Consider the following 21,743-nt stretch of genomic DNA (forward strand, 5'->3'; position numbering starts at 1 on the left):
GCTTTAAGTCTTAGGAGATACACAATGGAAGCACTCGTTTCTCAGATCCAGTCGATGACCGCTATCGCTGCAGCCCTGATCATTGGTTTGGGCGCTCTGGGCACCGCTATCGGTTTCGCCATTCTGGGCGGCAAGTTCCTCGAGTCCTCCGCTCGTCAGCCGGAAATGATCCCGGTTCTGCAAACCAAGCTGTTCATCATCGCCGGTCTGCTTGACGCGATCTCCATGATTGGTGTCGGTGTTGCCATGCTGTTCACCTTCAACAACCCGTTCCTGGCTGCCGCCCTGGCCGTTGTCAAGGCTGCCCACTAATCCGTTTTCCAACGGACGTGTAAACGGTTGTTGTAGTCATACTCTGGAGGAAAACAAGCGTGGAATTTAACGTAACACTACTGGGCCAGGCGATCACGTTCGCCATCCTGGTATGGTTCACCATGAAGTTTGTTTGGCCTCCGCTTACCAACATGATGGATGAGCGGGCCAAGCGCATTGCTGATGGCTTGGCCGCTGCGGAACGTGGCAAGCAGGATCTGGAAGCCGCTGAAAAACGCGTAGCGGACGAAATCCGCAAGGCGAAGCAGCAGGCTACCGAGATCGTGGTTGCAGCCGAGAAGCGCGCCAACCAGATCGTGGATGAAGCCAAGGAAGCGGCCCGCACTGAGGGTGCCCGCATCGTGGCCGACGCCAAGTCGGAAATCGATCAGGAAGTGCTGCGCGCCAAGGAATCCCTGCGCGCGCAGGTGGCCGAGCTGGCCGTCGCCGGCGCAGAGAAGATCCTGCGCAAGGAAATCGACGCGGCCAAGCACGCCGACCTGCTTGCCTCCATCAAAGCGGAGTTTTAATTAACTCATGGCAGAACTCATTACCGTCGCAAGGCCCTACGCCGAAGCGGTATACAGCCTCGCCACCGAACAGCGTAGCCTCGATCAGTGGTCGGATGCGCTGTCGTGGCTGGCTGCCATGGTGAACAACCCGGATCTGGCGCAGGTAGTCACCAATCCGAAACATACCGCACAAGAGGTTGAGGCGCTGATGCTGGATGTGCTCGGCAACCGCGGCAACGAGGAAGTGAAACGCTTCCTCGCCGCGCTGATCGAGAACGCCCGTTTGACGCTGCTGCCGGAAATCGCCGCGCAGTTTGAACTGCTGAAGGCGCAATCGGAAGACATAGTGGACGCCCAGGTGGAGTCCGCTTTTGCCATGTCCGATGCACAACAAGCCGAACTGACCACCACGCTTTCCAGGAAGTACGGCAAGACCGTACGTCTTGACGTGCGTGAAAACCCCGCGCTGATTGGCGGGGTGCGTGTGCTGGTTGGCGACGATGTCATCGACGCTTCCGTGCGCGGCAAACTGCAAGCAATGGCAGCAAGCCTCAAGAATTAGGAGAGATCATGCAGTTGAACCCCTCTGAAATCAGCGATCTGATCAAGGCCAAGATCCAGAATCTGGCTGAAGGCGCTGAAGTTCGCACCAAGGGCACGGTTATCTCCGTGACCGACGGTATCGTCCGCATCCACGGCCTGGCCGATGTGATGCAGGGCGAAATGCTCGAATTCCCGGGCAACACCTTTGGCCTCGCCATGAACCTGGAGCGCGACTCTGTCGGCGCCGTGGTGCTGGGCGAGTACGAGCACATCTCCGAAGGCGACGAAGTCAAGTGCACCGGCCGCATTCTGGAAGTGCCGGTTGGTCCGGAACTGATCGGCCGCGTGGTCAACGCGCTGGGTCAGCCCATCGACGGCAAGGGTCCGATCAACGCCAAGCTGTCCAGCCCGATCGAAAAGATCGCGCCGGGCGTGATTGCGCGCCAATCGGTATCGCAGCCGATGCAGACCGGCCTGAAGGCCATTGACTCGATGGTTCCGGTCGGCCGCGGCCAGCGTGAGCTGATCATTGGCGACCGTCAGACCGGCAAGACCGCCGTGGCTCTCGACGCCATCGTCAACCAGAAGGGCAACGGCGTCATCTGCATCTACGTAGCCGTAGGCCAGAAGGCATCGTCGATCGCCAACGTGGTGCGCAAGCTGGAAGAGCACGGCGCGATGGAACACACCATCATCGTCGCCGCCACCGCTTCCGAAGCCGCCGCGCTGCAGTTCATCGCGCCGTACTCCGGCTGCACCATGGGCGAATACTTCCGCGACATCGGCGAAGACGCGCTGATCGTATACGACGACTTGTCCAAGCAAGCCGTTGCGTACCGTCAGATTTCGCTGCTGCTGCGCCGTCCGCCGGGCCGCGAAGCCTACCCGGGCGACGTGTTCTATCTCCACTCCCGTCTGCTGGAGCGCGCTTCCCGCATCAACGAGGACGAGGTGGAAAAACTGACCAAGGGCGCCGTGAAGGGCAAGACCGGTTCGCTGACCGCTCTGCCTATCATCGAAACCCAGGCCGGCGACGTATCCGCCTTCGTTCCGACCAACGTGATCTCGATCACCGACGGCCAGATCTTCCTGGAATCCGACCTTTTCAACGCAGGTATCCGTCCGGCCATCAACGCCGGTATCTCGGTATCCCGCGTCGGCGGCGCGGCCCAGACCAAGGTCATCAAGAAGCTGGGCGGCGGTATCCGTCTGGCCCTGGCCCAGTACCGCGAACTGGCCGCGTTTGCGCAATTCGCTTCCGATCTGGACGAAGCGACCCGCAAGCAGCTGTCGCACGGTGAAGTCGTGACCGAGCTGATGAAACAGAAGCAGTTCTCCACCCTGTCTACCGCCGAAATGGCGCTGACGTTGTGGGCGGTGAACAAGGGTTCGTACGAAGACGTACCGGTGAAGAAGGCTCTGGCGTTTGAAGCTGAGTTCCTCGCCAACGTGCGCGCGAACCACGCTGACGTGCTGAAGGCGATTAACGCTTCCGGCGATCTGTCTGCCGACAACGAGAAGGTACTGGCCAAGGCGATGGAATCGTTCAAGGCTGGCTACAGCTTCAACTGAGCCTTCGACTCACGTCGTAGCTAGAGAAAGGTTCAGGATATGGCAGTCGGTAAAGAGATTCTCACCAAGATCCGCAGCGTGCAAAACACGCAGAAGATCACCCGCGCTATGCAGATGGTGTCGACCTCGAAGATGCGCAAAACGCAAGAGCGTATGCGCGCTGCCCGTCCTTACGCCGAGAAGGTGCGCACGGTTATGGCGCACCTCGCTCAGGCGAACGCGGAACTTGGTCACCCGCTGCTTGCCCGTCGTGACGTGGTCAAGCGCGCCGGCATCATCCTGGTTTCTTCCGACAAGGGTCTTTGCGGCGGTTTGAACGTGAACACGTTCAAGCGCTTCTTTGCCAAGGTCAAGGAACTTAAGGATCAGAACGTCGAAATCGACGTTTGCTGCCTGGGCCAGAAAGGCCTGGCGGCTGCTCAGCGCGCCCGTCTCAACGTGGTGGCTAGCGCGGTCCATCTCGGCGACGTGCCGAAGATGGAAAAACTGATTGGCCCGCTTACAGTTCTGTTCAAGCAGTACGCTGAAGGCGAACTGGATGCGGTCTACATCGTCTACTCCGGCTTCGTGAACACCATGAAGCAGGAGCCGGCACTCGAACAACTGCTTCCGCTGACCCCGCATCATATGGTGGTGGAGCATTCGCACTCGTGGGATTACCTGTACGAGCCGGATGCGCCGACGCTGATGGAATTCCTGGTGCGGCGTTATCTGGAGTCGGTGGTGTATCAGGCTCTGGCCGAAAACATGGCCTCTGAGCAAGCCGCCCGTATGGTGGCGATGAAATCCGCCACCGACAACGCGGGCAACACCATCAAGCAGCTGCGCCTGGTTTACAACAAGGCGCGTCAGGCCGCGATTACCACCGAGTTGTCGGAAATCGTGGCAGGTGCCGCAGCGGTGTAAGCCGTTCACGGACTGTAAAAGTTTATTGTTTAGGAAGCGATAATGAGCCAAGGCAAAATCGTACAAATCATTGGCGCGGTAATCGACGTGGAGTTTCCGCGCGATGCCATGCCGAAGATTTATGATGCCCTGAAGCTGGTTGACGTCGATCTGACGCTTGAAGTTCAGCAACAGCTGGGCGACGGCGTGGTCCGCACCATTGCTATGGGTAGCTCCGACGGTCTGAAGCGTGGCATGCAGGTTGCCAATTCCGGTGCACCGATTTCGGTGCCGGTTGGCACCGCCACTCTCGGCCGCATCATGGACGTATTGGGTAACCCGGTGGACGAAGCTGGTCCGGTGGCTACCGACAAGCGTCGCGCCATTCACCAGACTGCTCCGAAGTTCGACGAGCTGTCCCCCGCCACCGACCTGCTGGAAACCGGCATCAAGGTGATCGACCTGCTGTGCCCGTTCGCCAAGGGCGGCAAGGTTGGTCTGTTCGGCGGCGCCGGCGTGGGCAAGACCGTGAACATGATGGAACTGATCAACAACATCGCCAAGGCGCACTCGGGTCTGTCCGTGTTCGCCGGCGTTGGTGAGCGCACTCGTGAAGGCAACGACTTCTACCACGAGATGAAGGACTCCAACGTGCTGGACAAGGTGGCGATGGTTTACGGCCAGATGAACGAGCCGCCGGGCAACCGTCTGCGCGTGGCGTTGACCGGCTTGACCATGGCCGAGCACTTCCGCGACGAGAAGGATGAAAACGGCAAGGGTCGCGACGTGCTGCTGTTCGTCGACAACATCTACCGTTACACCCTGGCCGGTACCGAAGTGTCCGCCCTGCTGGGCCGTATGCCGTCCGCGGTGGGTTACCAGCCGACCCTGGCCGAGGAAATGGGCCGTCTGCAAGAGCGTATCACTTCGACCAAGGATGGTTCCATCACCTCCATCCAGGCCGTATACGTGCCTGCGGATGACTTGACCGACCCGTCCCCGGCCACCACCTTCGCCCACTTGGACGCAACCGTGGTACTGTCGCGCGACATCGCCTCGCTGGGTATCTACCCGGCGGTCGATCCGCTCGACTCCACCTCGCGCCAGCTGGACCCGCTGGTGGTAGGCGACGAGCACTACTCGGTAGCCCGCGGCGTGCAGTCCACGCTGCAGCGCTACAAGGAACTGCGCGACATCATCGCGATTCTGGGCATGGACGAACTGTCCGAGGAAGACAAGCTGGTCGTGGCTCGCGCCCGTAAGATCCAGCGCTTCTTGTCCCAGCCGTTCCACGTGGCCGAAGTATTTACCGGTTCTCCGGGCAAATACGTTTCGCTGCGCGAAACCATCAAGGGCTTCAAGGCGATCATTGCTGGCGAATACGACCACCTGCCGGAACAAGCGTTCTACATGGTTGGTGGCATCGAAGAAGCCGTCGAGAAAGCCAAGACGCTTAACTAAGGAGAGGGCTAATGTCCAAGATGCATGTGGAAGTGGTTAGCACCGAACAACTCATCTATTCCGGTGAGGCCGAGTTTGTAGTGGCGCCGGCTACCGAAGGTGAGATCGGCATCTATCCGCAACACGTGCCGCTCCTGACCCGTATCAAGCCTGGTGTGCTGCGCCTTCGGGTGCCGGACAGCAAGGAAGAAGTACTGGTGGCGGTGTCCGGTGGCATGATGGAAGTGCAACCGACGCTGATCACCGTACTCGCCGATACGGCGATTCGCGGCGAGGATCTCGATGAGGCCCGCGCCAATGAGGCGAAACGCGCTGCCGAGGATGCCCTCAAGCACGCGACCGACGACATGAGCACGGCCAAGGCCCACGTTGCATTGGCGCTGGCCATTGCCGAGCTCAAGACGCTGGACTACCTCAAGAAGCGCGCTCACTGAATGCGCGAGACGTAATCGTGTATAGTGCAGGCTGCCACGCAAGTGGCAGCCTTTTTCCGTTTTTGGCCCAAGCAAAAAATCATCATGGATAGTCTGAGTATCGTTATTCTTGCCGCCGGCAAAGGCAAGCGCATGTATTCCTCTATGCCGAAAGTGTTGCACCCGATAGCCGGAGAGCCGATGCTGGCGCGGGTGATCCGCACCGCGCGCAGTCTCAATCCCTCCCGTCTGGTGGTGGTGTACGGCCACGGTGGTGAACAGGTGCGCGGCCGGATTCAGGACGCCGACATCGTCTGGGCCGAGCAGGCCGAACAACTGGGCACCGGCCATGCGCTGAAAATGGCGCTGCCGCATCTGCCGGCCAGCGGCAAGACCCTTGTGCTGTATGGCGACGTGCCGCTGACGCTGTCCGCCACCTTGCGGCATCTGGTGGAGGCGGCCGGCGACGGCATGGCGGTGCTGACCGACGTGCTCGCCGACGCCAGCGGTTACGGCCGCATGGTGCGCGGCGTCGACGGCAAGTTGAAGGCCATCGTCGAACACAAGGATTGCACGGCCGAACAGCTGGCGATCCGCGAAATCAACACCGGCATGATGGCACTGCCCAATGCGCAGTTGGCCGGCTGGCTGAACGCCCTGAAAAACGGCAATGCCCAGGGCGAGTATTACCTCACCGACGTGCTGGAGCTGGCGGTGAAAGATGGCGTGGCGGTGGAAAGCGCCAGCGTCGCGGCCTCGTGGGAGGCCGCCGGCGTCAACAACAAGCTGCAACTGGCCGAGCTGGAGCGCATTCTGCAGCAGAACCAGGCGCGCGCGCTGTTGGAAGCCGGGGTGACGCTGGCCGACCCGGCGCGCATCGACATCCGCGGCACGCTCAGGCACGGCATGGACGTGGCCATCGACGTCAACTGCGTGTTCGAAGGCCTGGTGGAGCTGGGCGACAATGTCGAAATCGGCGCCAATTGCGTGCTCAAGAACGTGAGCATCGCCGCCGGCAGCAAAATCGCGCCGTTCTCGCATCTGGAAGACGCCGTGGTCGGCGCGGATTGCCGAATCGGTCCGTACGCCCGCCTGCGCCCGGGCGCGGAGCTGGCCGACCATGTCCACATCGGCAACTTCGTCGAAGTGAAGAAGAGCACAGTGGGCGAGGGCTCCAAGGTCAATCACCTGAGCTATATCGGCGACGCCGAGATCGGCAGTAAGGTCAATGTCGGAGCTGGTTCGGTCACTTGCAACTACGATGGCGTCAACAAGTTCAAGACCGTGATAGGCGACAATGTTTTCGTCGGCTCCGGTACGTTGATGGTGGCGCCGGTGACGCTGGAGGATGGCGCAACCATCGCCGCTGGTTCGGTGATCAACAAGACCGCGCCGGCGGGACAACTGACGGTGGCGCGCGCGCGGCAGATGACTGTGCCGGGCTGGCAGCGTCCGCAAAAGAAAAGCTGATTCAGTTTGACCCGCCGCGCAGGCGGGGCTGGCAGGACCGCGAACGGCGTCCGGTTCTCCCCGGAAAATGGGGAGAGCCGGACGCCGTTTTCGCATTGAGGGGTAAGGGGCTTGCCATGCTGAAACTTGCGCTGCTATCATTACGAAACTTTCGAAACGAAACTTTTCATGACAAAGCGAAACACCCAGCAACGCCGCCATGCCATCGCCACCCTGGTGCAGGAGTACGGCGAAGTCAGCGTGGACGAGCTGACCAGGCGTTTCTCCACCTCGGAAGTGACCATACGCAAGGACCTGGCGCTGCTGGAGACCGGTGGGCTGCTGCTGCGGCGCTACGGCGGCGCGGTGTCGCTGCCCAGCGAGATGATGGCGGAGGCGGATGCGGAACAGGTTTCAAAACGAAAGATGACGATCGCCCGCGCCGCGGCCGAGCGCATCCGCGACCACAATCGCGTGATCATAGACAGCGGCACCACCACCAGCGCGATGATCCCCTTGCTGGGCAACAAGCGTGGCCTGGTGGTGATGACCAATTCGCTGAACGTGGCTGGCCAATTGCGTGAACTGGAAAACGAACCGACGCTGCTGATGACCGGGGGAACCTGGGACCCGCACTCTGAATCGTTCCAGGGCCAGGTGGCGGAGCAGGTGCTGCGTTCCTACGATTTCGACCAACTGTTCATCGGCGCCGACGGCATAGACTTGGCGCGCGGCACCACCACCTTCAACGAACTGGTGGGCCTGTCGCGGGTGATGGCGGAAGTGGCGCGCGAGGTGATCGTGATGGTGGAGTCGGACAAGATAGGCCGCCGCATTCCCAATCTGGAGTTGCCTTGGGACAAGATCCATACCCTGGTCACCGACGATGGCTTGGCGGTGGCGGCCAGGGAAAGCATTCAAGCGAAGGGCGTCACGCTGATCTGCGCGTCCTCGCCAGTCGATAGTTCAAGGAGAAAGTAATGTGCGGCATAGTTGGCGCCATCGCGGCGTGTGATGTGGTTCCGGTGCTGGTGGAAGGCCTGAAGCGGCTGGAATACCGGGGTTACGATTCGGCCGGCGTGGCCGTATTGGCCGGCGACGAGATTCGCCGGGTGCGCCGCGTAGGCCGCGTGGCGGAGATGGAGGGCGCGGCGGCGGAGGAAAACCTGCACGGCCTGCTGGGCATCGGCCATACCCGCTGGGCCACCCACGGCGGCGTAACCGAACCCAACGCCCACCCGCATGTGTCTTTCGACAAGATCGCGGTGGTGCACAACGGCATCATCGAAAACCATGAAGAACAGCGCCAGCGCCTGAAGGGCCTGGGCTACGCCTTCGAATCGCAGACCGACACCGAAGTGATCGCCCACCTGGTGCATCACTACTACCAGGCCGGTGGCAGCTTGTTCGACGCGGTGAAACAAGCCACCCGCGAGCTGACCGGCGCTTACGCCATCGGCGTGATCGCGTTGGACCGCCCCGACGAACTGGTATGCGCCCGCATGGGTTGCCCGCTGCTGGTGGGTCTGGGCGATGGCGAAAACTTCATCGCCTCCGACGTCTCCGCCATCCTGTCCGCCACCCGCCGGGTGATTTTCCTGGAAGAGGGCGATATCGGCCTGCTGACCCGGGACGGCGTCAAACTGATAGACAAGGATGATCAACCGGCGGCGCGCCCGGTGCATTTGTCCGACGTGTCGCTGGCATCCCTGGAACTGGGCCCGTACAGCCACTTCATGCAGAAGGAAATCCACGAGCAGCCGAAGGCCTTGTCCGACACCATCGAGGCGGTGCAGGACGCGGGTTTCAACGCCGCGCTGTTCGGCGAGGCCGCGGCCGAAATTCTGCCGCAACTGGAGGGCGTGAAAATCCTCGCCTGTGGCACCAGCTACTACGCCGGTCTGACTGCCAAGTACTGGATAGAGAGCATCGCCGGCATCGCCTGCGACGTGGAGATCGCCAGCGAATACCGCTACCGCGCCGCCTTCGCCAATCCCAAGCACCTGGTGGTGACCATCTCGCAATCGGGCGAGACGCTGGACACCATGGAGGCGCTGAAATACGCGCGCGAGCTGGGCCACGCCTACGCCTTGTCCATCTGCAACGTGCGCGAATCCGCGATCCCACGCGCCAGCGACCTGGTGTTCTACACCCGAGCCGGCGCCGAGATCGGCGTGGCCTCCACCAAGGCTTTCACCACCCAATTGGTAGGCCTGTTCGCGCTGGCGGTGACGCTGGGCAAGGTGCGCGGCAAGGTATCCGCCGCCGATGAGGCGCAATACCTGGACGACTTGCGCCACCTGCCGGGCAGCGTGCAACACGCGCTCAATCTGGAGCCACAGATCAAGGCCTGGTCGGAACGCTTCGCCGTTAAGGACAACGCGCTGTTCCTCGGCCGGGGCCTGCATTACCCGATCGCGCTGGAAGGCGCGCTGAAGCTGAAGGAGATCTCCTATATCCATGCCGAGGCCTACCCGGCGGGCGAGCTGAAGCATGGCCCGCTGGCATTGGTGGACGAGGACATGCCGGTGGTGGTGATCGCCCCCAACGACGCGCTGCTGGAGAAAGTGAAGTCGAACATGCAGGAAGTGCGCGCTCGTGGCGGCGAGCTGTTCGTGTTCGCCGACGCCGACAGCCACTTCCACGAGTCCGACGGTGTGCATGTGATCCGCACCCCGCGCCATGTCGGTGTGCTCAGCCCCATCGTCCACACTATCCCGGTGCAGATGCTGGCCTACCACGTGGCCTTGTCGCGCGGCACCGACGTCGACAAGCCGCGCAATCTGGCTAAGTCGGTAACCGTAGAATAAGGGGATACGGCAGAGCTGACTAGTGATCAGAAAGAATAAAGTCTGTCACGAGGTAATGAAGTCTGTCACGACTATGACATGATCAGCTTGTTGCCAGTAGTACTCAGCAAAGAGGCCCGGAAGGGCCTCTTTTCGTTTGAGATTGTTGGGTTTGGGGATGAGCAAGGGTAAGGGTCGAAGGGGCTGCTCGTCGGCCGAAGCGGTCGATAAGCGGTCCAAAAACGGATGTCCGGTTTGTACAGATCGGACATTGCGGTATTTCCTAGAACTGGATTGCCTAGATGGGTTTCGAGATATCTAGCGAAGTAGGGGCGATTCAGATATACGGGAGGGGCAATGCTATAAATTTTTGTGCCAACATTAATGCTCTATAACTTTTACCATTAGGCTTGTGCTCTGCCCTGAGAAATATCCGGAAGGCATTTTGAAGCTACCTACCTGCTTGAATCCTGCCTTCATGTAAACGCGTTTTGCTCTAGGATTTTTTTCGTCTGGGTCAATAAGGAAAACACGAGCCTTTGGTTCTATTTTAGAATTGAAGAAAGTAATGAAGTTATTCAATGCATTGGCTGCTAAACCTTTTCCAAGGAAAGACATGTTTCCTATGCAAAAATCGATACTAAAATTTTTTTCTGTTTTTGATAAAAATTCCATCCAGATGGAGGGAATGTCATCTCCCTCCGAGATTGGGGATGTCATCAAAAGACAAAAAGGAATATCTTCATACTTCCCGATCCAATAGCTGAATATCCCCTCGAAATATGTGGATTCAACTTTTCGTCCGTTGGCGAATATGTTGATGTCCTCTCGATGCTCCAGACTGTTATCCCAAAATTCTTGGACGTGAGGGCTATCAAGCCAGTTCATGAGCATGGTGAGATGTTGGCTAGAAACTGACTCAAATGAAAGCATTTGAATTCCTTGATTGCGTTAGTAGGTGGTTGTTGTTGGGTAGGTATCCAACTATCTCGGCCCTGGTTAGGCATTCCAGATGCATTTGCTTATATAATCGTCTGGGATGCAACATCTAATTCCCGTGTAACTCATTTCCCTTTGAATAAATATTATTTTTAAAAAGAGGCTCAAATCCCAACTTTTCATAGACCCCAATCCCATGACCGGATGATTCTAAAAATGAATATTTTGCGCCTAATGTTTTTGCCTTGGATAGCGCATAATGCACAAGATGAGTTGCATACCCTTTTCCTTGAAACTCAGGCAATGTTCCTACATCGTCCACCCTCGCAATACCATTATTAAGTGAAACAGTAATGGATGCAATTGGCGTTCCTTGTTTGTACAAGCTGTAATGAGAAAGATTGACATTATTTTTTAAAGCGATTTCATGTCTGTTTGCATAGATCGAACAAGTTTCAAAAGTAGACTTAAATGCACCTGCCAATGGCACAATCCAATCGCTTAATTTATCATCATTCGCCTTGATCACAGTTTCTGAATCAAAGCTGGAAGTTCTATCAATTGTAAATCTATCCAGATTCATAATCATAGAAACGGATTTTTCTTGCTGTTCATAATCCATGGAGTTTAAAATACTCACCACTTGAGAGTCACACCACTCTTGCGGGATGATAACGTCAAAAGAAAGATTATCTTGATCGTAAAACTGCTTTCCTTTGATTAAAATCTTATCAATACCGTTCGTGACTCTTGCAATGTAAATAAGATTTAGCCCAGCACCGCCTGTCATATAAGCATTGGCTCCATAATCTAGATCCAAGCATTTGGATGAGATGCCTCTGAAAAAATAATCTTCGGCTTGGCGGTATGAGTTTATTAATGCAGCATTCATATTTCAACTCGTTTTTGATTGCAATGCATGGGCAATTTAATTGATTATTTGATTGGTTGTCTCAGTTTATTTCATGTGAGAATTTTGTAAAACCATAGACTCTATTCGTAGCTATCTATTTTAATGGTAGTGAGGTAAGACATTTTTTATGAATATTAGTTCATTAGCCTGAACCGCCCCCCGCTTCGCTAGATATCTCGTGAGCCTCATTGAACCTCGTCCCAAGTATGCAATCCTGTCCTATGAAAACGGCAATGCCCTGTCTGTACACAGAACCGGACATTTGTTTTTGAACCGTTCATCGACCGCTTCGGCCGAGAACCAGTCGCCAGCCCTCTTTGGGCATCCTCCTTGCGCGGGGAGATTTGTGTTTGGGAGACGCGGGGAGTTGTGTCGTTGATCAATCGCTAGCAGAGGCCACTCATGCTTGGTGCTGCTTTATAGAAAATTCTGGGAAACCCATAATTATTGGTTTCCCAGAATTTCCCATAAAACGATCGGCTGCAGTTGTGTCCTGCTTCTTGCGTGTGAACCGCAGCATGGTACGGATGACCTCCTCCCGCAAAAACGTAGCGGCGAAAAGTAGAGATTTCTGGCAAATTTAAGCCCATCCGGGCAGGAGGTCTGTCATGAAGAAATCGAAGTTCAGCGAAGAGCAGATCGCTTTCGCGCCGCGAGCGGCATCGCCGCCAGGGCTGGAGCGCTAATTCGGAGAGAACGTCCGGCCATCCATTTTAACGTTTGCGCCCAGCCGCTGCGCCAGCCCCCTGGCGCCTTCCCGCATGACCACGTCGTGGTTCCAGCGAAACAGCCGGCAAGCCAGTGGTGCTAGCAAATTCATCCACCAAGTAGTGGTATGGATATGCCAGTTGTACCTTACGATGGTACAGCCTTCGTGGTTGGAAAAACTCCATACTCCCTTTCCCTCCACCGCGCCGCTGGCCTGCCCCTCCAAGATACGCAAGGGTTCGATGCGAATCACCCGCATATCGAAAGTCAGCTGGTATGGCAAGGCTCCTTTCCAGGTATAGCGGTGCAGAGCTCCTACTCCGCGCACACCGCCCCTTTCGATTTCGACAACCCGTATTGCGCTTTTCCACCAGGTCGGCCAAACATCGGCATGAAATATCGCATCCCAGACCGCAGGTAGCGGCGCGTGGATCCGCCATGTGGTGGAAAATCGATACTCTGCCATCTGGCTTCCTGGCGCTCAGGGGTCGAAGAAATGATTGGGAAAAGACGCGTTGACTTCCATATCGTCCATTTGCACGGTTTCCAGAGGCTCGTCTCCCACGGCATAGCTGATCACTCGCAGCGGGAAGCCAAGACCGGCATCCAGCCAAATCTGATAGCGGTGAATCCCAGCCACGGAGCTTCCGGCAGCGCCCTTTATGGCCAAGTGTAAGGCTGGCCGGCGACCCAGGGTTTCCTCCCCCAGTGTCATGATCTCTCCTCCGCGCTGCAGGGTCCGGATATTGCGCAGCAAGCTCCCGACATCTGATTGATCCACCCGGTGGCCGCTTCCATCCCGCAGCAATGGATTGGCGGGTGAAAGCGTCAGCGCGGGAAGCGAGCCGACTCCAAACGGCCAGACGCGTACTTTGTGGGTGTTCGGGTTGTAGATCAGGGTGGCACCGCGATGCGGTTCGAGAAAGTCCATTCTGATGTAGCCGGGCTTGCGGTAGCTGTAACGGATTTCACTACGCGCGCCGTGAGCGGACCAAGAATGTACCGTAGTCCGGTAGGACGCGGCCTGATTGAAGCGCTGCTCGGCAAAGGCGATGGGGTCCATCGTGCCGGTTGCAAGCAAGACTGCTGTCGTCAGGGCAGCAAGCATGGCTATGGCACCGCCTTGGACAGCCCCCCGGCGATGGCGTTGTCGGAATGAAGGCAATAGCACCTGCCGGCTATCGGCTGCGGAACGGCGGTTCTAGACATGGCATTTTCCCTTTTGCAGACGGGCTTAAAAAGCAGGTCTTGTTTACGTGCCCGCATATTGCGCGGTCAGTTATGGGGAGGTGGCTGGTGAGATCATGCGGCGACGCCAAGCATCGCGCCGACCCCAGCGGTCATGCCCATTGCCAGCGCTCCCCAGAAGGTGACGCGGATGGCGCCGGTGGCGACCGGCGCGCCTCCCGTCCAAGCCGCCAGTGCGCCCAGCAACGCCAGAAACACCAAGGATGCGGCCGAAACAATAGGAATCAGGCTGGTACCGCTGGACAAAATCGCCACCGCGATGGGAAAAATTGCCCCGACGGTAAAACTGGCGGCCGAGGCCAGCGCGGCCTGTAGCGGCCGTGGGCGCTGCGTAGCCGAAATGCCGAGCTCGTCGCGCGCATGTGCGCCGAGCGCGTCATGTGCCATCAATTGTTCCGCGACCTGCCTGGCCAGCGCCGGATCCAGCCCACGACGTACATAGATGGCCGCCAGCTCCTTATGCTCTGCCGCATTGTTGGTCTGCAACTCCATTTTCTCCAGCTCGAGCGCGGCCTGCTCGGTGTCTTCCTGCGAGTGGACCGATACATATTCCCCGGTAGCCATCGACATCGCCCCGGCTACCAGACCGGCGGCACCGGCAACCAGGATATTGTTGTGGCTCCCATGTGCGGCGGCCACACCCACGATCAGGCTGGCGGTGGAGACAATACCGTCGTTTGCGCCAAGCACCGCGGCGCGCAGCCAGCCTATCCTGTCTGACAGATGCCGTTCCCTATGGTGGCCTGCCTGCATGCTCAAGCTCCTATACATCCCGCCTGTCGACTGCAACGCGTTACGCGAAATCTGCTGCTCCAGCTTATTTTTTAGGCGAGTGCTGGCTCACTCGTCCTTGTGTTTGATGCCCGAGCGTTCCAATGCGCCGTTTCGGCTAGGTTTGTGTGCTGGCGAACAGACGCAATTCTCCCGGCTGGATATCTGATGGCAGAGCCGAATGTGGCGTGAGCGGCAGTCAGCCTGGGTTTGCCGCCGGATCCAATCGTTCATGATCTGGAGCGCTAAACCATGACCCCAATCCATGTTGATGTGGCCATCATCGGAGCCGGCACTGCCGGGATGGCGGCCTATCGGGCGGCCCGGGCGCATACCGATTCCGTGCTGCTGATCGAGGGGGGCGCATATTGCACGACTTGTGCCAGGCTTGGCTGCATGCCAAGCAAATTGCTGATCGCCGCGGCGGAGGCGGCCCACCATGCGCGGCAGGCTGTAGCATTTGGAGTCCGCGTGGATGGCGTGGCGGCCGAACATCTAGGTCATCTGCTGGCCTGGGTGGCACAACAATGGATGACAGTGGATGAAATACTGCAGATGCCTTTCTATCATCCGGTGATTGCAGAGGGGCTGCGTACCGCGCTATTGGACCTCAAGCGCAAGCTGCATGGCGGACCGGATTTTGGCCGACACGCTGGAGCGCTATGTATTGCTCTATAACCAGCATCTGCTGCAACTGGCGCTCCAACATCGGACGCCGATTCAGGCCATGAAGGACTGGCAAAAACAGCGGCCCGATTTATTCAAAAAACGCGTGAGCAATCGTACGGGACTGGACACATAAGCCGGATACTGAACAGACTGTCAATATGAAGATAAATAACCTTTACCTACCTGCAGGTGCTAACACCTTATCGTCTGTTTTGGCCGAGAAATGGTCGTTGCGTTGCAGTCGATCCAAAGTCTTTGAACAGACCGCAGCATACGGCTCAGATTTGTCTACTAGAGCTGAGGCCATCCACGCTTCATTTTAGTTTCCCCTTCTCCCGCGATAGCCAAACAGCAAGAAAGAGATGATCACTACGGCAACGATCAGTCCGATAGGGCCAATTCCCCAGCCCATGCCCAGACCCCAATATAAGCCGCCGCCGCCGCCAAACAGCAGCAAGAACAAAATTGCGATAATGAGCAAGTCCATGTTTTCTCTCCTAATTTAAGAAGCAAAACTTTGACCGTCAACATTGGCGCACACCGATTGCCACTACACTAGTGCTGACGGCCACGATTAGCCGCTAGCGCGGCATAACGGTCAGGTTGTTGTGAACCGCGATGACCGATTTGACCTGCGATGCCAGTTCCGTGGCATGATCGGATTGATTCTGGCTGTTGACGGTGCCATTCAGGTCGACAACGCCATGGTCAGTGCGGACATTGATGCTAAATCCTTTGACCCACTTGTCTTCGGCGAATGCAGCTTTGACCTTGGTGGTGATGACAGAATCATCTAGGTACTGTCCAGGTGTGTCTGTCGTTGAGTCTTCAGCGTATGCACCTACTGGACCGAGCATGGCACCCAACAAAAGCAGGGTACCGGTGAGTTTGATGTTCATGATTTCTCCATTTGCTTTGTTTCAACCAAACGGGCGTCGAACGAATTCATACGACGGTTCCGCGTGGTGATTAAGGCGTGTTCTGCTTCTTCGCGAGATATGCTTTCGCGTCGCCTACAGATGCCTGAACAGTGCCAACGTTTTTCTGAAAGTTGCCTTTCTCTTCCAGGTTTCCTTGTTACCCACGGCCTTGCCGACGGCCTCCTTCACTTTGCCCTTCATCTCTTCCGTACATTTTTTGACTGATCTTTGTCGATGCCCATCATGCGTTCCTGAAAAAATTCAGCAGACTCGATGTCGACACATGATGACAGCCACACATTCGCACCGTAGTGCATCGGTTGCGTCAGGTCTGTTCGTTGTCAGACACATTTGGAAGTTTCGGGATTTTCAGGATTGATACTGTTAAGACAGGCGCTATTCCGGAACGTCAGAATGATCCTGTGTTATGTGGCTGAAACTAAGCCTCATATCGGTTCAGCATTGGTTAGCGGGTAACGCGAATACGCCACACTTTGCTAGCCACATTAATGGCTGCGTTCCGATGTGAAAGCAGTCATTTCTCATTATGGGCTTGAGCGACTGCGCGCCGGCGCCGGCTTCTGCCAGCAACTGCTGACGCTGCGCTATGGATTGCGGCGTGTCCTGTCCGGGTATTACGGGCCACGGATCGACACCTGGATCACCACGCACGAAGAGCTGCGCTACTGTCTCGCCGGCAAGGCGGTGTTCGACGTTCTGGTCGAGGGCATGCAGTGTTACATGGGATATCGCGCCCCCGATTGATTAGCCGCGACGAAGGCGGGCGGCTTCTTGGCGGAGCACGCCTTGCGCGGCCGCTGCGGGTGTCGGCGTTCTGGATAGTGGGGCGATTTCGTAAATGGCCGCGTTGCAAATGAGGCGGCTTAAACCATCCGCGCAGGGCTGGCAGTGGTTTTGCCGCAGTATCCCTTAATATGGTATGGCTCCGATTGCCGCAGGCCTGGTTGCGGTATGCTTGGCAAGCAGGAGTTTGCCCACCAATTTGCTCCCCATTGTTTTCCGCCAGGCTAGCGCGTCCAGCCTGTGTCGCGATTGGATAGGGCTGCCGCCGTGATCCCTGCGGAAAAAGTAGGAATCCCATTTCGGAGAAGCCTCATGACCTTGAATTCGTTTGCTCTTGCCGGTTTCGCCTGTGCCACGCTGCTGAGCGCCGCGATGGCATCCGCGCAGAACGGCGCCGTTGCCCCGTCCGCGCCGATCAAGAATGTCGTGCTGGTTCACGGGCTGTTTGCAGATGGCTCGAGCTGGCAGAAAGTGATTCCGCTGCTCCAGGCGAAGGGCCTGCATGTCACGGCGGTGCAGAATCCGACGACGTCGCTCGACGCGGATGTGGACGCGGTCAGGCGCGCGCTTGCACAACAGGATGGCCCGACGCTGCTGGTCGCGCATTCTTACGGCGGGATGGTGATCAGCCAGGCCGGCGATGATCCTACGGTAGCCGGCCTTGTGTATATTGCCGCGCGCGCGCCGGACGCCGGCGAGGACTATCCGGCGCTGACCAGGAAATTCCCTGCCGCGCCTGCGTCGGCGGGGCTGCAGTGGTCGGCCGATGGCTACGGCAAGCTATCCGAGCAGGCATTCGTCCAAGACTTCGCCGGCGATCTACCGGCTGCCGAGGCCGAAACCTACTATGCGGTTCAGCAGCCGGTAGGCAAGGCGATCACGATGGCGAAGACGACCGTCGCCGCCTGGCGCGACAAGCCAAGCTGGTATGCGGTGTCGAGCGAAGACCGGACGATCAATCCCGATTTGCAGCGCTTCATGGCGAATCGGATGCACGCGCGCACGATCGTGCTTAAGTCCAGCCACGTGTCGCTGCTATCGCATTCGGCCGAAGTGGCGGGTCTGATCCTGCAAGCGAGCGGCGAGTAGAGGCAAGGCGGGGCTGCCTTGCATTGCGCATGGAACGTCGGAGCTGACGAATTTGAAGGCCCTGCCATGAGCAGACCGTTGCTTAAGTCCTTCGTGAACTGGCTTGCCAATCATCGGCAGGCGCAAAGCCTGCAGGACAGGTAGTGAGAGCAAAAAGCCCGCCTTGCCTGGCGAGGCTTTTTTCATTTTTTATCACCTGAGGTTGTTGGTGCAAAAAAACGGATTTATGCGCAGGGTGATGAAAAAAACCGCTCAAGCCTCGGCTGCGGTCGCCTCGTGGGGGAGGGCTGGAACCATGTCTGTTGATCGGTCAAAGCGGAATTTTGTTCTCGAAAAGGGATATGACTGCTTTTCGAGCAGAAGCGGCCATGGAATATCTAGTAAACAGGGGGCGGCTCAGTGGATGGTCGCCATGTGAGTCACCGCACAGACGCTAATGAGTCTTTTTCTGCAGATTAAGCTCCGCTCAATACAAATCCCCCCGGTTCATGAAGCCTTTATCAGGAGCGCAATCATGGAAAACCCAGATTCATCCATCTACGTTTTCAACACCCATATTGAGGCTGAAGAGGCGATTCGGTTGCTGAGTCGGTCTGGTTTCGATCTGCAGAAATTGTCCTTGGTCGGCAAGGGCTATCACAGCGACGAGCATCCGGTCGGTTTCTATACCGATGGCGACAAGATAAAGTCCTGGGGAGGGGTTGGCGCCTTCTGGGGTGGGATTTGGGGCTTATTGTTCACGCCCGCCGTTTTCTTTTTGCCCGGCGTAGGCCTTATCGCGCTGGCCGGGCCTCTGGTGTCTACGTTGATCAGTGTGCTTGAGGGCGCAGTGGTCGTGGGCGGCCTTTCCGCCCTCGCCGCGTCGTTGACCCGGATAGGCATCCCGCAAGATCGGGTCATCAAGTATGAAACCCTGCTGAAATCAGATCGATACCTTCTCGTCGTGCATGGCAGCATCGATGACGAAATGAAAGCTCGTGCGGTGTTGGAAGGCGCCAAAAAGGTGAAGTCCGTTTAAAGACAACATCATGAAATCCAATGCCGGGCAGTCCAAGACGCTTGCATCCAGGCCCGGGCAGCCATCGCCGCTTAGTCCGCAAGATGCCTGGGAAACCCTCCCCCTGGCGGAGGTGGAGCAGGCATTGGGATCGTCGGCGGATGGGCTCAGCCAGGCCGAGGCGCAGAAACGGCTGGCCCAATACGGGCCGAACGAGATCCGGGAAAAGCAGGTCAATCCTTTCCTGAAATTCCTCAGTTATTTCTGGGGACCCATCCCGTGGATGATTGAAGCGGCGGTGATCCTGTCGGCTCTCGCCAGGCATTGGCCGGACTTCGGCATCATCCTGGCGCTGCTGCTGGCCAACGCTGCGATCGGCTTCTGGGAGGAACGCGAAGCCGGCAATGCCATCGCCGCCCTGAAAGCCAAGCTGGCGATAAAGGCCCGGGTGAAACGGGAGGGGAAATGGATCACCCCGGCCGCGCGAGAGCTGGTTCCGGGCGACATCATCCGCCTGCACCTGGGCGACATCGTGCCGGCGGACGCCCGCCTGCTCGCGGGCGATCCGGTCGAAGTGGATCAATCGGCGCTGACCGGCGAGTCCTTGCCCGCGGCACGCAAGTCCGGCGATGCGGTCTTTTCCGGATCCATCATCCGCCAGGGCGAAATCAACGCCCTGGTCTATGCCACCGGCGTCCACACCTATTTCGGCAAGACGGCGCAGCTGGTGCAGGAGGCGCACACCGTCAGCCATTTCCAGCGCGCGGTGTTGAAGATAGGCAATTACCTGATCATGCTTGCGGTATTGCTGGTGACGGTGATCATCGGCGTCGCCATTTATCGCGGCGATGCGGTGCTCACCACCCTGCAGTTCGCCCTGGTGCTCACCGTGGCCGCGATTCCGGTGGCGATGCCCACGGTATTGTCCGTGACGATGGCCGTCGGCGCGCGCCTGCTCGCCAAAAAACAGGTGATCGTAAGCCGCCTGGTCGCCATCGAGGAGCTGGCCGGCGTGGACGTGCTGTGCGCGGACAAGACGGGAACCCTCACTCAAAACAAGCTGACGCTGGGCGAGCCCTTCGTCGTGGGCAAGATCTCGGCTGAGCAAGTGATATTCAACGCCGCGCTGGCGTCGAGCCTGGAAAACAACGACGCCATCGATCTCGCCATCTTTGGCGCGCTCAAAGACAATCAGGCCTTGAACGGCTATCAATTGACGCACTTCCAGCCGTTCGACCCCGTGCACAAGCGCACCGAGGCCACCGTCCAAGGACCGGACGGCAAGATTTTCAAGGTGACGAAGGGCGCGCCGCAAGTGATTGCGGCCTTGTCCGCCAACATCCGCAGAACCCAGGCCGCGCTGGACAAGGCGGTCAACGAATTCGCGGCGCGCGGCTTTCGCTCGCTGGCGGTGGCCCGAGCCGAGGGGGATGGCCCATGGAAGCTGCTGGGCGTGCTGCCGATGTTCGACCCGCCGCGCGAAGACGCCAAGGCGACCATTGCCAGCGCGCGCGCGATGGGCGTGAAGATCGAGATGCTGACCGGCGATGCCTTGGCCATCGCCAAGGAAACCGCCAAGAAACTGGATATGGGCGTCGCCATCCTCGATGCCGGCAACCTGGACGACGCCAAGCGCCGGGAGACGGCCGCGATATCCGACCTCATCGAACAAGCCGACGGATTCGCCCAGGTGTTCCCCGAGCACAAGTTCCACATCATCGATGTCCTGCAAAAGCGCGGCCACATCGTCGGCATGACCGGCGACGGAGTGAACGACGCACCGGCGCTGAAGCAAGCCGATTGCGGCATCGCCGTCGCCGGCGCGACCGACGCGGCGCGCGCGGCGGCGGCCATCGTGCTGCTGGCCCCGGGCCTGTCGGTGATCATCGACGCGATCAAGGAGAGCCGGAAGATTTTCCAGCGAATGAACAGCTATGCGATCTATCGCATCGCCGAGACGCTGCGGGTGCTGTTCTTCATGACGCTGTCCATCCTGATCTTCAATTTCTACCCCTTGACCGCGGTGATGATCGTGATGCTCGCGCTGCTCAACGACGGCGCCATTCTGTCCATCGCTTACGACAACGTCCGCTACAAGAACCAGCCCGAAGCCTGGAACATGCGCATGGTGCTCGGAATAGCGACCGTACTGGGGCTGATCGGCGTCGTATCGGCATTCGGCCTGTTTTATCTGGGCGAGCGCGTGTTCCATCTTGACCGCGCGCACATCCAGACGCTGATGTATTTGAAGCTGTCCGTGGCCGGGCATCTGACCATTTTCCTGACCCGCGCGCGCGGACCGTTCTGGTCGATACGGCCTGCCGCAGCGCTATGGGCGGCGGTGCTCGGCACGCAGGCCATAGCGACGCTGATAGCGGTCTACGGGCTGTTCATGACGCCGCTGGGCTGGGCTTGGGCCGGATTTGTCTGGGCCTATGCGCTGGCTTGGTTCCTGGTGAACGACCTAGTGAAACGGCTCGCCTACCGGATTCTGGACCCCGTCAAAACCGCGGCCGGGATGGCAAGCGCGGCCAAGCCGCCCGAGGCGAAACCCGACGGCGAGATCAAGCCGATATTGGGCGCCGGCAACGGCTCTCAAGCCGATGCCGAGCTCAAGGCCGTGGCAGAACCGGCGCCGCAGACCATAGAACGGGTCCACCGGCTTTATGAGGAACTGGGGCGCGAAGATGTCCGCGCCGTTCAGGAGTGGGAGCAAAGCAAGCGGAATCGCTCGCGAGACGGGAGATGA

The 21,743-nt window shown here is 58.3% G+C and carries 22 protein-coding genes and 1 pseudogene; 16 read left to right on the forward strand and 7 right to left on the reverse strand.

Going from position 1 to position 21,743, the window contains the following annotated elements; genetic code table 11:
• Positions 1-24: 24 nt before the first annotated feature.
• From atpE to glmS, 10 genes are all read left to right on the forward strand, one after another.
• Positions 25-312 (forward strand): F0F1 ATP synthase subunit C, encoded by a 288-nt coding sequence (atpE, locus tag BI347_RS02735; protein ID WP_043581017.1) that lies wholly within the window; start codon positions 25-27, stop codon positions 310-312.
• A 59-nt stretch (positions 313-371) separates the two neighbouring features.
• Complete coding sequence (locus tag BI347_RS02740; RefSeq protein ID WP_071111333.1) at positions 372-842, forward strand: F0F1 ATP synthase subunit B; 471 nt, start codon at positions 372-374, stop codon at positions 840-842.
• 7 nt (positions 843-849) lie between these two features.
• On the forward strand, positions 850-1,386 hold the full coding sequence (locus tag BI347_RS02745; protein ID WP_071111332.1) for a F0F1 ATP synthase subunit delta: 537 nt from the start codon (positions 850-852) through the stop codon (positions 1,384-1,386).
• 8 nt (positions 1,387-1,394) lie between these two features.
• The gene (gene atpA / locus BI347_RS02750; RefSeq protein ID WP_071115247.1) at positions 1,395-2,939 is read left to right on the forward strand and encodes a F0F1 ATP synthase subunit alpha; all 1,545 of its coding nucleotides are present in this window, start codon (positions 1,395-1,397) and stop codon (positions 2,937-2,939) included.
• A 39-nt stretch (positions 2,940-2,978) separates the two neighbouring features.
• Positions 2,979-3,845: a F0F1 ATP synthase subunit gamma gene (atpG, locus tag BI347_RS02755; RefSeq protein WP_071111330.1), complete on the forward strand. Its 867-nt coding sequence runs from the start codon at positions 2,979-2,981 to the stop codon at positions 3,843-3,845.
• A 42-nt stretch (positions 3,846-3,887) separates the two neighbouring features.
• Positions 3,888-5,285, forward strand: coding sequence for a F0F1 ATP synthase subunit beta (gene atpD, locus BI347_RS02760; protein WP_071111329.1), 1,398 nt, complete (start codon positions 3,888-3,890; stop codon positions 5,283-5,285).
• Between the two features lie 11 nt (positions 5,286-5,296).
• Complete coding sequence (locus BI347_RS02765) at positions 5,297-5,719, forward strand: F0F1 ATP synthase subunit epsilon (protein ID WP_071111328.1); 423 nt, start codon at positions 5,297-5,299, stop codon at positions 5,717-5,719.
• A gap of 84 nt (positions 5,720-5,803) precedes the next feature.
• Entirely contained in the window at positions 5,804-7,168 is a 1,365-nt protein-coding gene (glmU, locus tag BI347_RS02770) for a bifunctional UDP-N-acetylglucosamine diphosphorylase/glucosamine-1-phosphate N-acetyltransferase GlmU (RefSeq protein WP_071116322.1), read from the forward strand.
• A gap of 168 nt (positions 7,169-7,336) precedes the next feature.
• Positions 7,337-8,128, forward strand: a complete 792-nt coding sequence (locus tag BI347_RS02775; RefSeq protein ID WP_071112033.1) for a DeoR/GlpR family DNA-binding transcription regulator — start codon at positions 7,337-7,339, stop codon at positions 8,126-8,128.
• A complete protein-coding gene (gene glmS, locus BI347_RS02780; protein ID WP_071115248.1) occupies positions 8,128-9,957 on the forward strand; it encodes a glutamine--fructose-6-phosphate transaminase (isomerizing) in 1,830 nt (609 codons plus the stop codon). The genes BI347_RS02775 and glmS overlap by 1 nt, the downstream gene beginning before the upstream one ends.
• A gap of 360 nt (positions 9,958-10,317) precedes the next feature.
• On the opposite strand, the gene BI347_RS02785 is transcribed toward glmS, so the two are convergent.
• The 5 genes from BI347_RS02785 to BI347_RS02800 all read right to left on the reverse strand — a co-directional run bounded on the left by BI347_RS02785 (position 10,318) and on the right by BI347_RS02800 (position 14,497).
• Positions 10,318-10,869 carry a GNAT family N-acetyltransferase gene (locus BI347_RS02785; RefSeq protein WP_071115249.1) on the reverse strand — a complete coding sequence of 184 codons (552 nt, stop codon included), beginning with the start codon at positions 10,867-10,869 and terminating at the stop codon, positions 10,318-10,320.
• A gap of 115 nt (positions 10,870-10,984) precedes the next feature.
• On the reverse strand, positions 10,985-11,767 hold the full coding sequence (locus tag BI347_RS22450) for a GNAT family N-acetyltransferase (RefSeq protein WP_083338653.1): 783 nt from the start codon (positions 11,765-11,767) through the stop codon (positions 10,985-10,987).
• Positions 11,768-12,470: 703 nt separating this feature from the next.
• Positions 12,471-12,962, reverse strand: a complete 492-nt coding sequence (locus tag BI347_RS02790) for an SRPBCC family protein (protein ID WP_071115250.1) — start codon at positions 12,960-12,962, stop codon at positions 12,471-12,473.
• 15 nt (positions 12,963-12,977) lie between these two features.
• On the reverse strand, positions 12,978-13,604 hold the full coding sequence (locus tag BI347_RS02795; RefSeq protein WP_071111325.1) for a LolA-like protein: 627 nt from the start codon (positions 13,602-13,604) through the stop codon (positions 12,978-12,980).
• A gap of 194 nt (positions 13,605-13,798) precedes the next feature.
• Positions 13,799-14,497 (reverse strand): VIT1/CCC1 transporter family protein, encoded by a 699-nt coding sequence (locus BI347_RS02800; protein WP_071112031.1) that lies wholly within the window; start codon positions 14,495-14,497, stop codon positions 13,799-13,801.
• Positions 14,498-14,767: 270 nt separating this feature from the next.
• Here BI347_RS02800 and BI347_RS24935 point away from each other — a divergent pair, with 270 nt between their 5' ends.
• Entirely contained in the window at positions 14,768-15,193 is a 426-nt protein-coding gene (locus tag BI347_RS24935) for an FAD-dependent oxidoreductase (protein WP_071115251.1), read from the forward strand.
• A pseudogene (locus tag BI347_RS24495) lies at positions 15,156-15,317 on the forward strand (IS481 family transposase); the annotation flags it as partial. The gene BI347_RS24935 and the pseudogene BI347_RS24495, both read left to right, overlap by 38 nt.
• A gap of 186 nt (positions 15,318-15,503) precedes the next feature.
• Here BI347_RS24495 and BI347_RS23205 read toward each other — a convergent pair.
• Both BI347_RS23205 and BI347_RS02810 read right to left on the reverse strand, forming a co-directional pair.
• On the reverse strand, positions 15,504-15,671 hold the full coding sequence (locus tag BI347_RS23205) for a DUF3309 domain-containing protein (protein ID WP_095210770.1): 168 nt from the start codon (positions 15,669-15,671) through the stop codon (positions 15,504-15,506).
• Positions 15,672-15,765: 94 nt separating this feature from the next.
• Positions 15,766-16,083, reverse strand: coding sequence for a BON domain-containing protein (locus tag BI347_RS02810; RefSeq protein ID WP_071111324.1), 318 nt, complete (start codon positions 16,081-16,083; stop codon positions 15,766-15,768).
• A gap of 546 nt (positions 16,084-16,629) precedes the next feature.
• Between BI347_RS02810 and BI347_RS02815 the strand changes: the two genes are divergently transcribed.
• The 4 genes from BI347_RS02815 to BI347_RS02830 all read left to right on the forward strand — a co-directional run bounded on the left by BI347_RS02815 (position 16,630) and on the right by BI347_RS02830 (position 21,743).
• Positions 16,630-16,869 (forward strand): hypothetical protein, encoded by a 240-nt coding sequence (locus tag BI347_RS02815; RefSeq protein ID WP_071115252.1) that lies wholly within the window; start codon positions 16,630-16,632, stop codon positions 16,867-16,869.
• Positions 16,870-17,220: 351 nt separating this feature from the next.
• Positions 17,221-17,997, forward strand: a complete 777-nt coding sequence (locus BI347_RS02820) for an alpha/beta hydrolase (RefSeq protein WP_071115253.1) — start codon at positions 17,221-17,223, stop codon at positions 17,995-17,997.
• 514 nt (positions 17,998-18,511) lie between these two features.
• Positions 18,512-19,015: a DUF1269 domain-containing protein gene (locus tag BI347_RS02825; protein ID WP_071116323.1), complete on the forward strand. Its 504-nt coding sequence runs from the start codon at positions 18,512-18,514 to the stop codon at positions 19,013-19,015.
• A gap of 10 nt (positions 19,016-19,025) precedes the next feature.
• Positions 19,026-21,743 carry a plasma-membrane proton-efflux P-type ATPase gene (locus BI347_RS02830; protein ID WP_083338654.1) on the forward strand — a complete coding sequence of 906 codons (2,718 nt, stop codon included), beginning with the start codon at positions 19,026-19,028 and terminating at the stop codon, positions 21,741-21,743.

It is taken from the genome of Chromobacterium sphagni, from assembly GCF_001855575.1.
GTDB classification, from domain to species: Bacteria; Pseudomonadota; Gammaproteobacteria; order Burkholderiales; family Chromobacteriaceae; genus Chromobacterium; species Chromobacterium sphagni.

Excerpts from the sequence above, each read along its gene's own strand:
- BI347_RS02745 (WP_071111332.1), top strand. The coding sequence starts at position 850 with ATGGCAGAACTCATTACCGTCGCAAGGCCCTACGCCGAAGCGGTATAC.
- BI347_RS02785 (WP_071115249.1), bottom strand. The coding sequence starts at position 10,869 with ATGCTTTCATTTGAGTCAGTTTCTAGCCAACATCTCACCATGCTCATG.
- BI347_RS02790 (WP_071115250.1), bottom strand. The coding sequence starts at position 12,962 with ATGGCAGAGTATCGATTTTCCACCACATGGCGGATCCACGCGCCGCTA.
- BI347_RS02820 (WP_071115253.1), top strand. The coding sequence starts at position 17,221 with ATGACCTTGAATTCGTTTGCTCTTGCCGGTTTCGCCTGTGCCACGCTG.
- glmS (WP_071115248.1), top strand. The coding sequence starts at position 8,128 with ATGTGCGGCATAGTTGGCGCCATCGCGGCGTGTGATGTGGTTCCGGTG.
- atpG (WP_071111330.1), top strand. The coding sequence starts at position 2,979 with ATGGCAGTCGGTAAAGAGATTCTCACCAAGATCCGCAGCGTGCAAAAC.
- BI347_RS02795 (WP_071111325.1), bottom strand. The coding sequence starts at position 13,604 with ATGCTTGCTGCCCTGACGACAGCAGTCTTGCTTGCAACCGGCACGATG.
- BI347_RS02800 (WP_071112031.1), bottom strand. The coding sequence starts at position 14,497 with ATGCAGGCAGGCCACCATAGGGAACGGCATCTGTCAGACAGGATAGGC.
- BI347_RS02765 (WP_071111328.1), top strand. The coding sequence starts at position 5,297 with ATGTCCAAGATGCATGTGGAAGTGGTTAGCACCGAACAACTCATCTAT.
- BI347_RS02810 (WP_071111324.1), bottom strand. The coding sequence starts at position 16,083 with ATGAACATCAAACTCACCGGTACCCTGCTTTTGTTGGGTGCCATGCTC.
- BI347_RS24935 (WP_071115251.1), top strand. The coding sequence starts at position 14,768 with ATGACCCCAATCCATGTTGATGTGGCCATCATCGGAGCCGGCACTGCC.
- atpD (WP_071111329.1), top strand. The coding sequence starts at position 3,888 with ATGAGCCAAGGCAAAATCGTACAAATCATTGGCGCGGTAATCGACGTG.
- BI347_RS02825 (WP_071116323.1), top strand. The coding sequence starts at position 18,512 with ATGGAAAACCCAGATTCATCCATCTACGTTTTCAACACCCATATTGAG.
- BI347_RS02775 (WP_071112033.1), top strand. The coding sequence starts at position 7,337 with ATGACAAAGCGAAACACCCAGCAACGCCGCCATGCCATCGCCACCCTG.
- BI347_RS23205 (WP_095210770.1), bottom strand. The coding sequence starts at position 15,671 with ATGGACTTGCTCATTATCGCAATTTTGTTCTTGCTGCTGTTTGGCGGC.
- BI347_RS22450 (WP_083338653.1), bottom strand. The coding sequence starts at position 11,767 with ATGAATGCTGCATTAATAAACTCATACCGCCAAGCCGAAGATTATTTT.
- atpE (WP_043581017.1), top strand. The coding sequence starts at position 25 with ATGGAAGCACTCGTTTCTCAGATCCAGTCGATGACCGCTATCGCTGCA.
- atpA (WP_071115247.1), top strand. The coding sequence starts at position 1,395 with ATGCAGTTGAACCCCTCTGAAATCAGCGATCTGATCAAGGCCAAGATC.
- glmU (WP_071116322.1), top strand. The coding sequence starts at position 5,804 with ATGGATAGTCTGAGTATCGTTATTCTTGCCGCCGGCAAAGGCAAGCGC.
- BI347_RS02830 (WP_083338654.1), top strand. The coding sequence starts at position 19,026 with ATGAAATCCAATGCCGGGCAGTCCAAGACGCTTGCATCCAGGCCCGGG.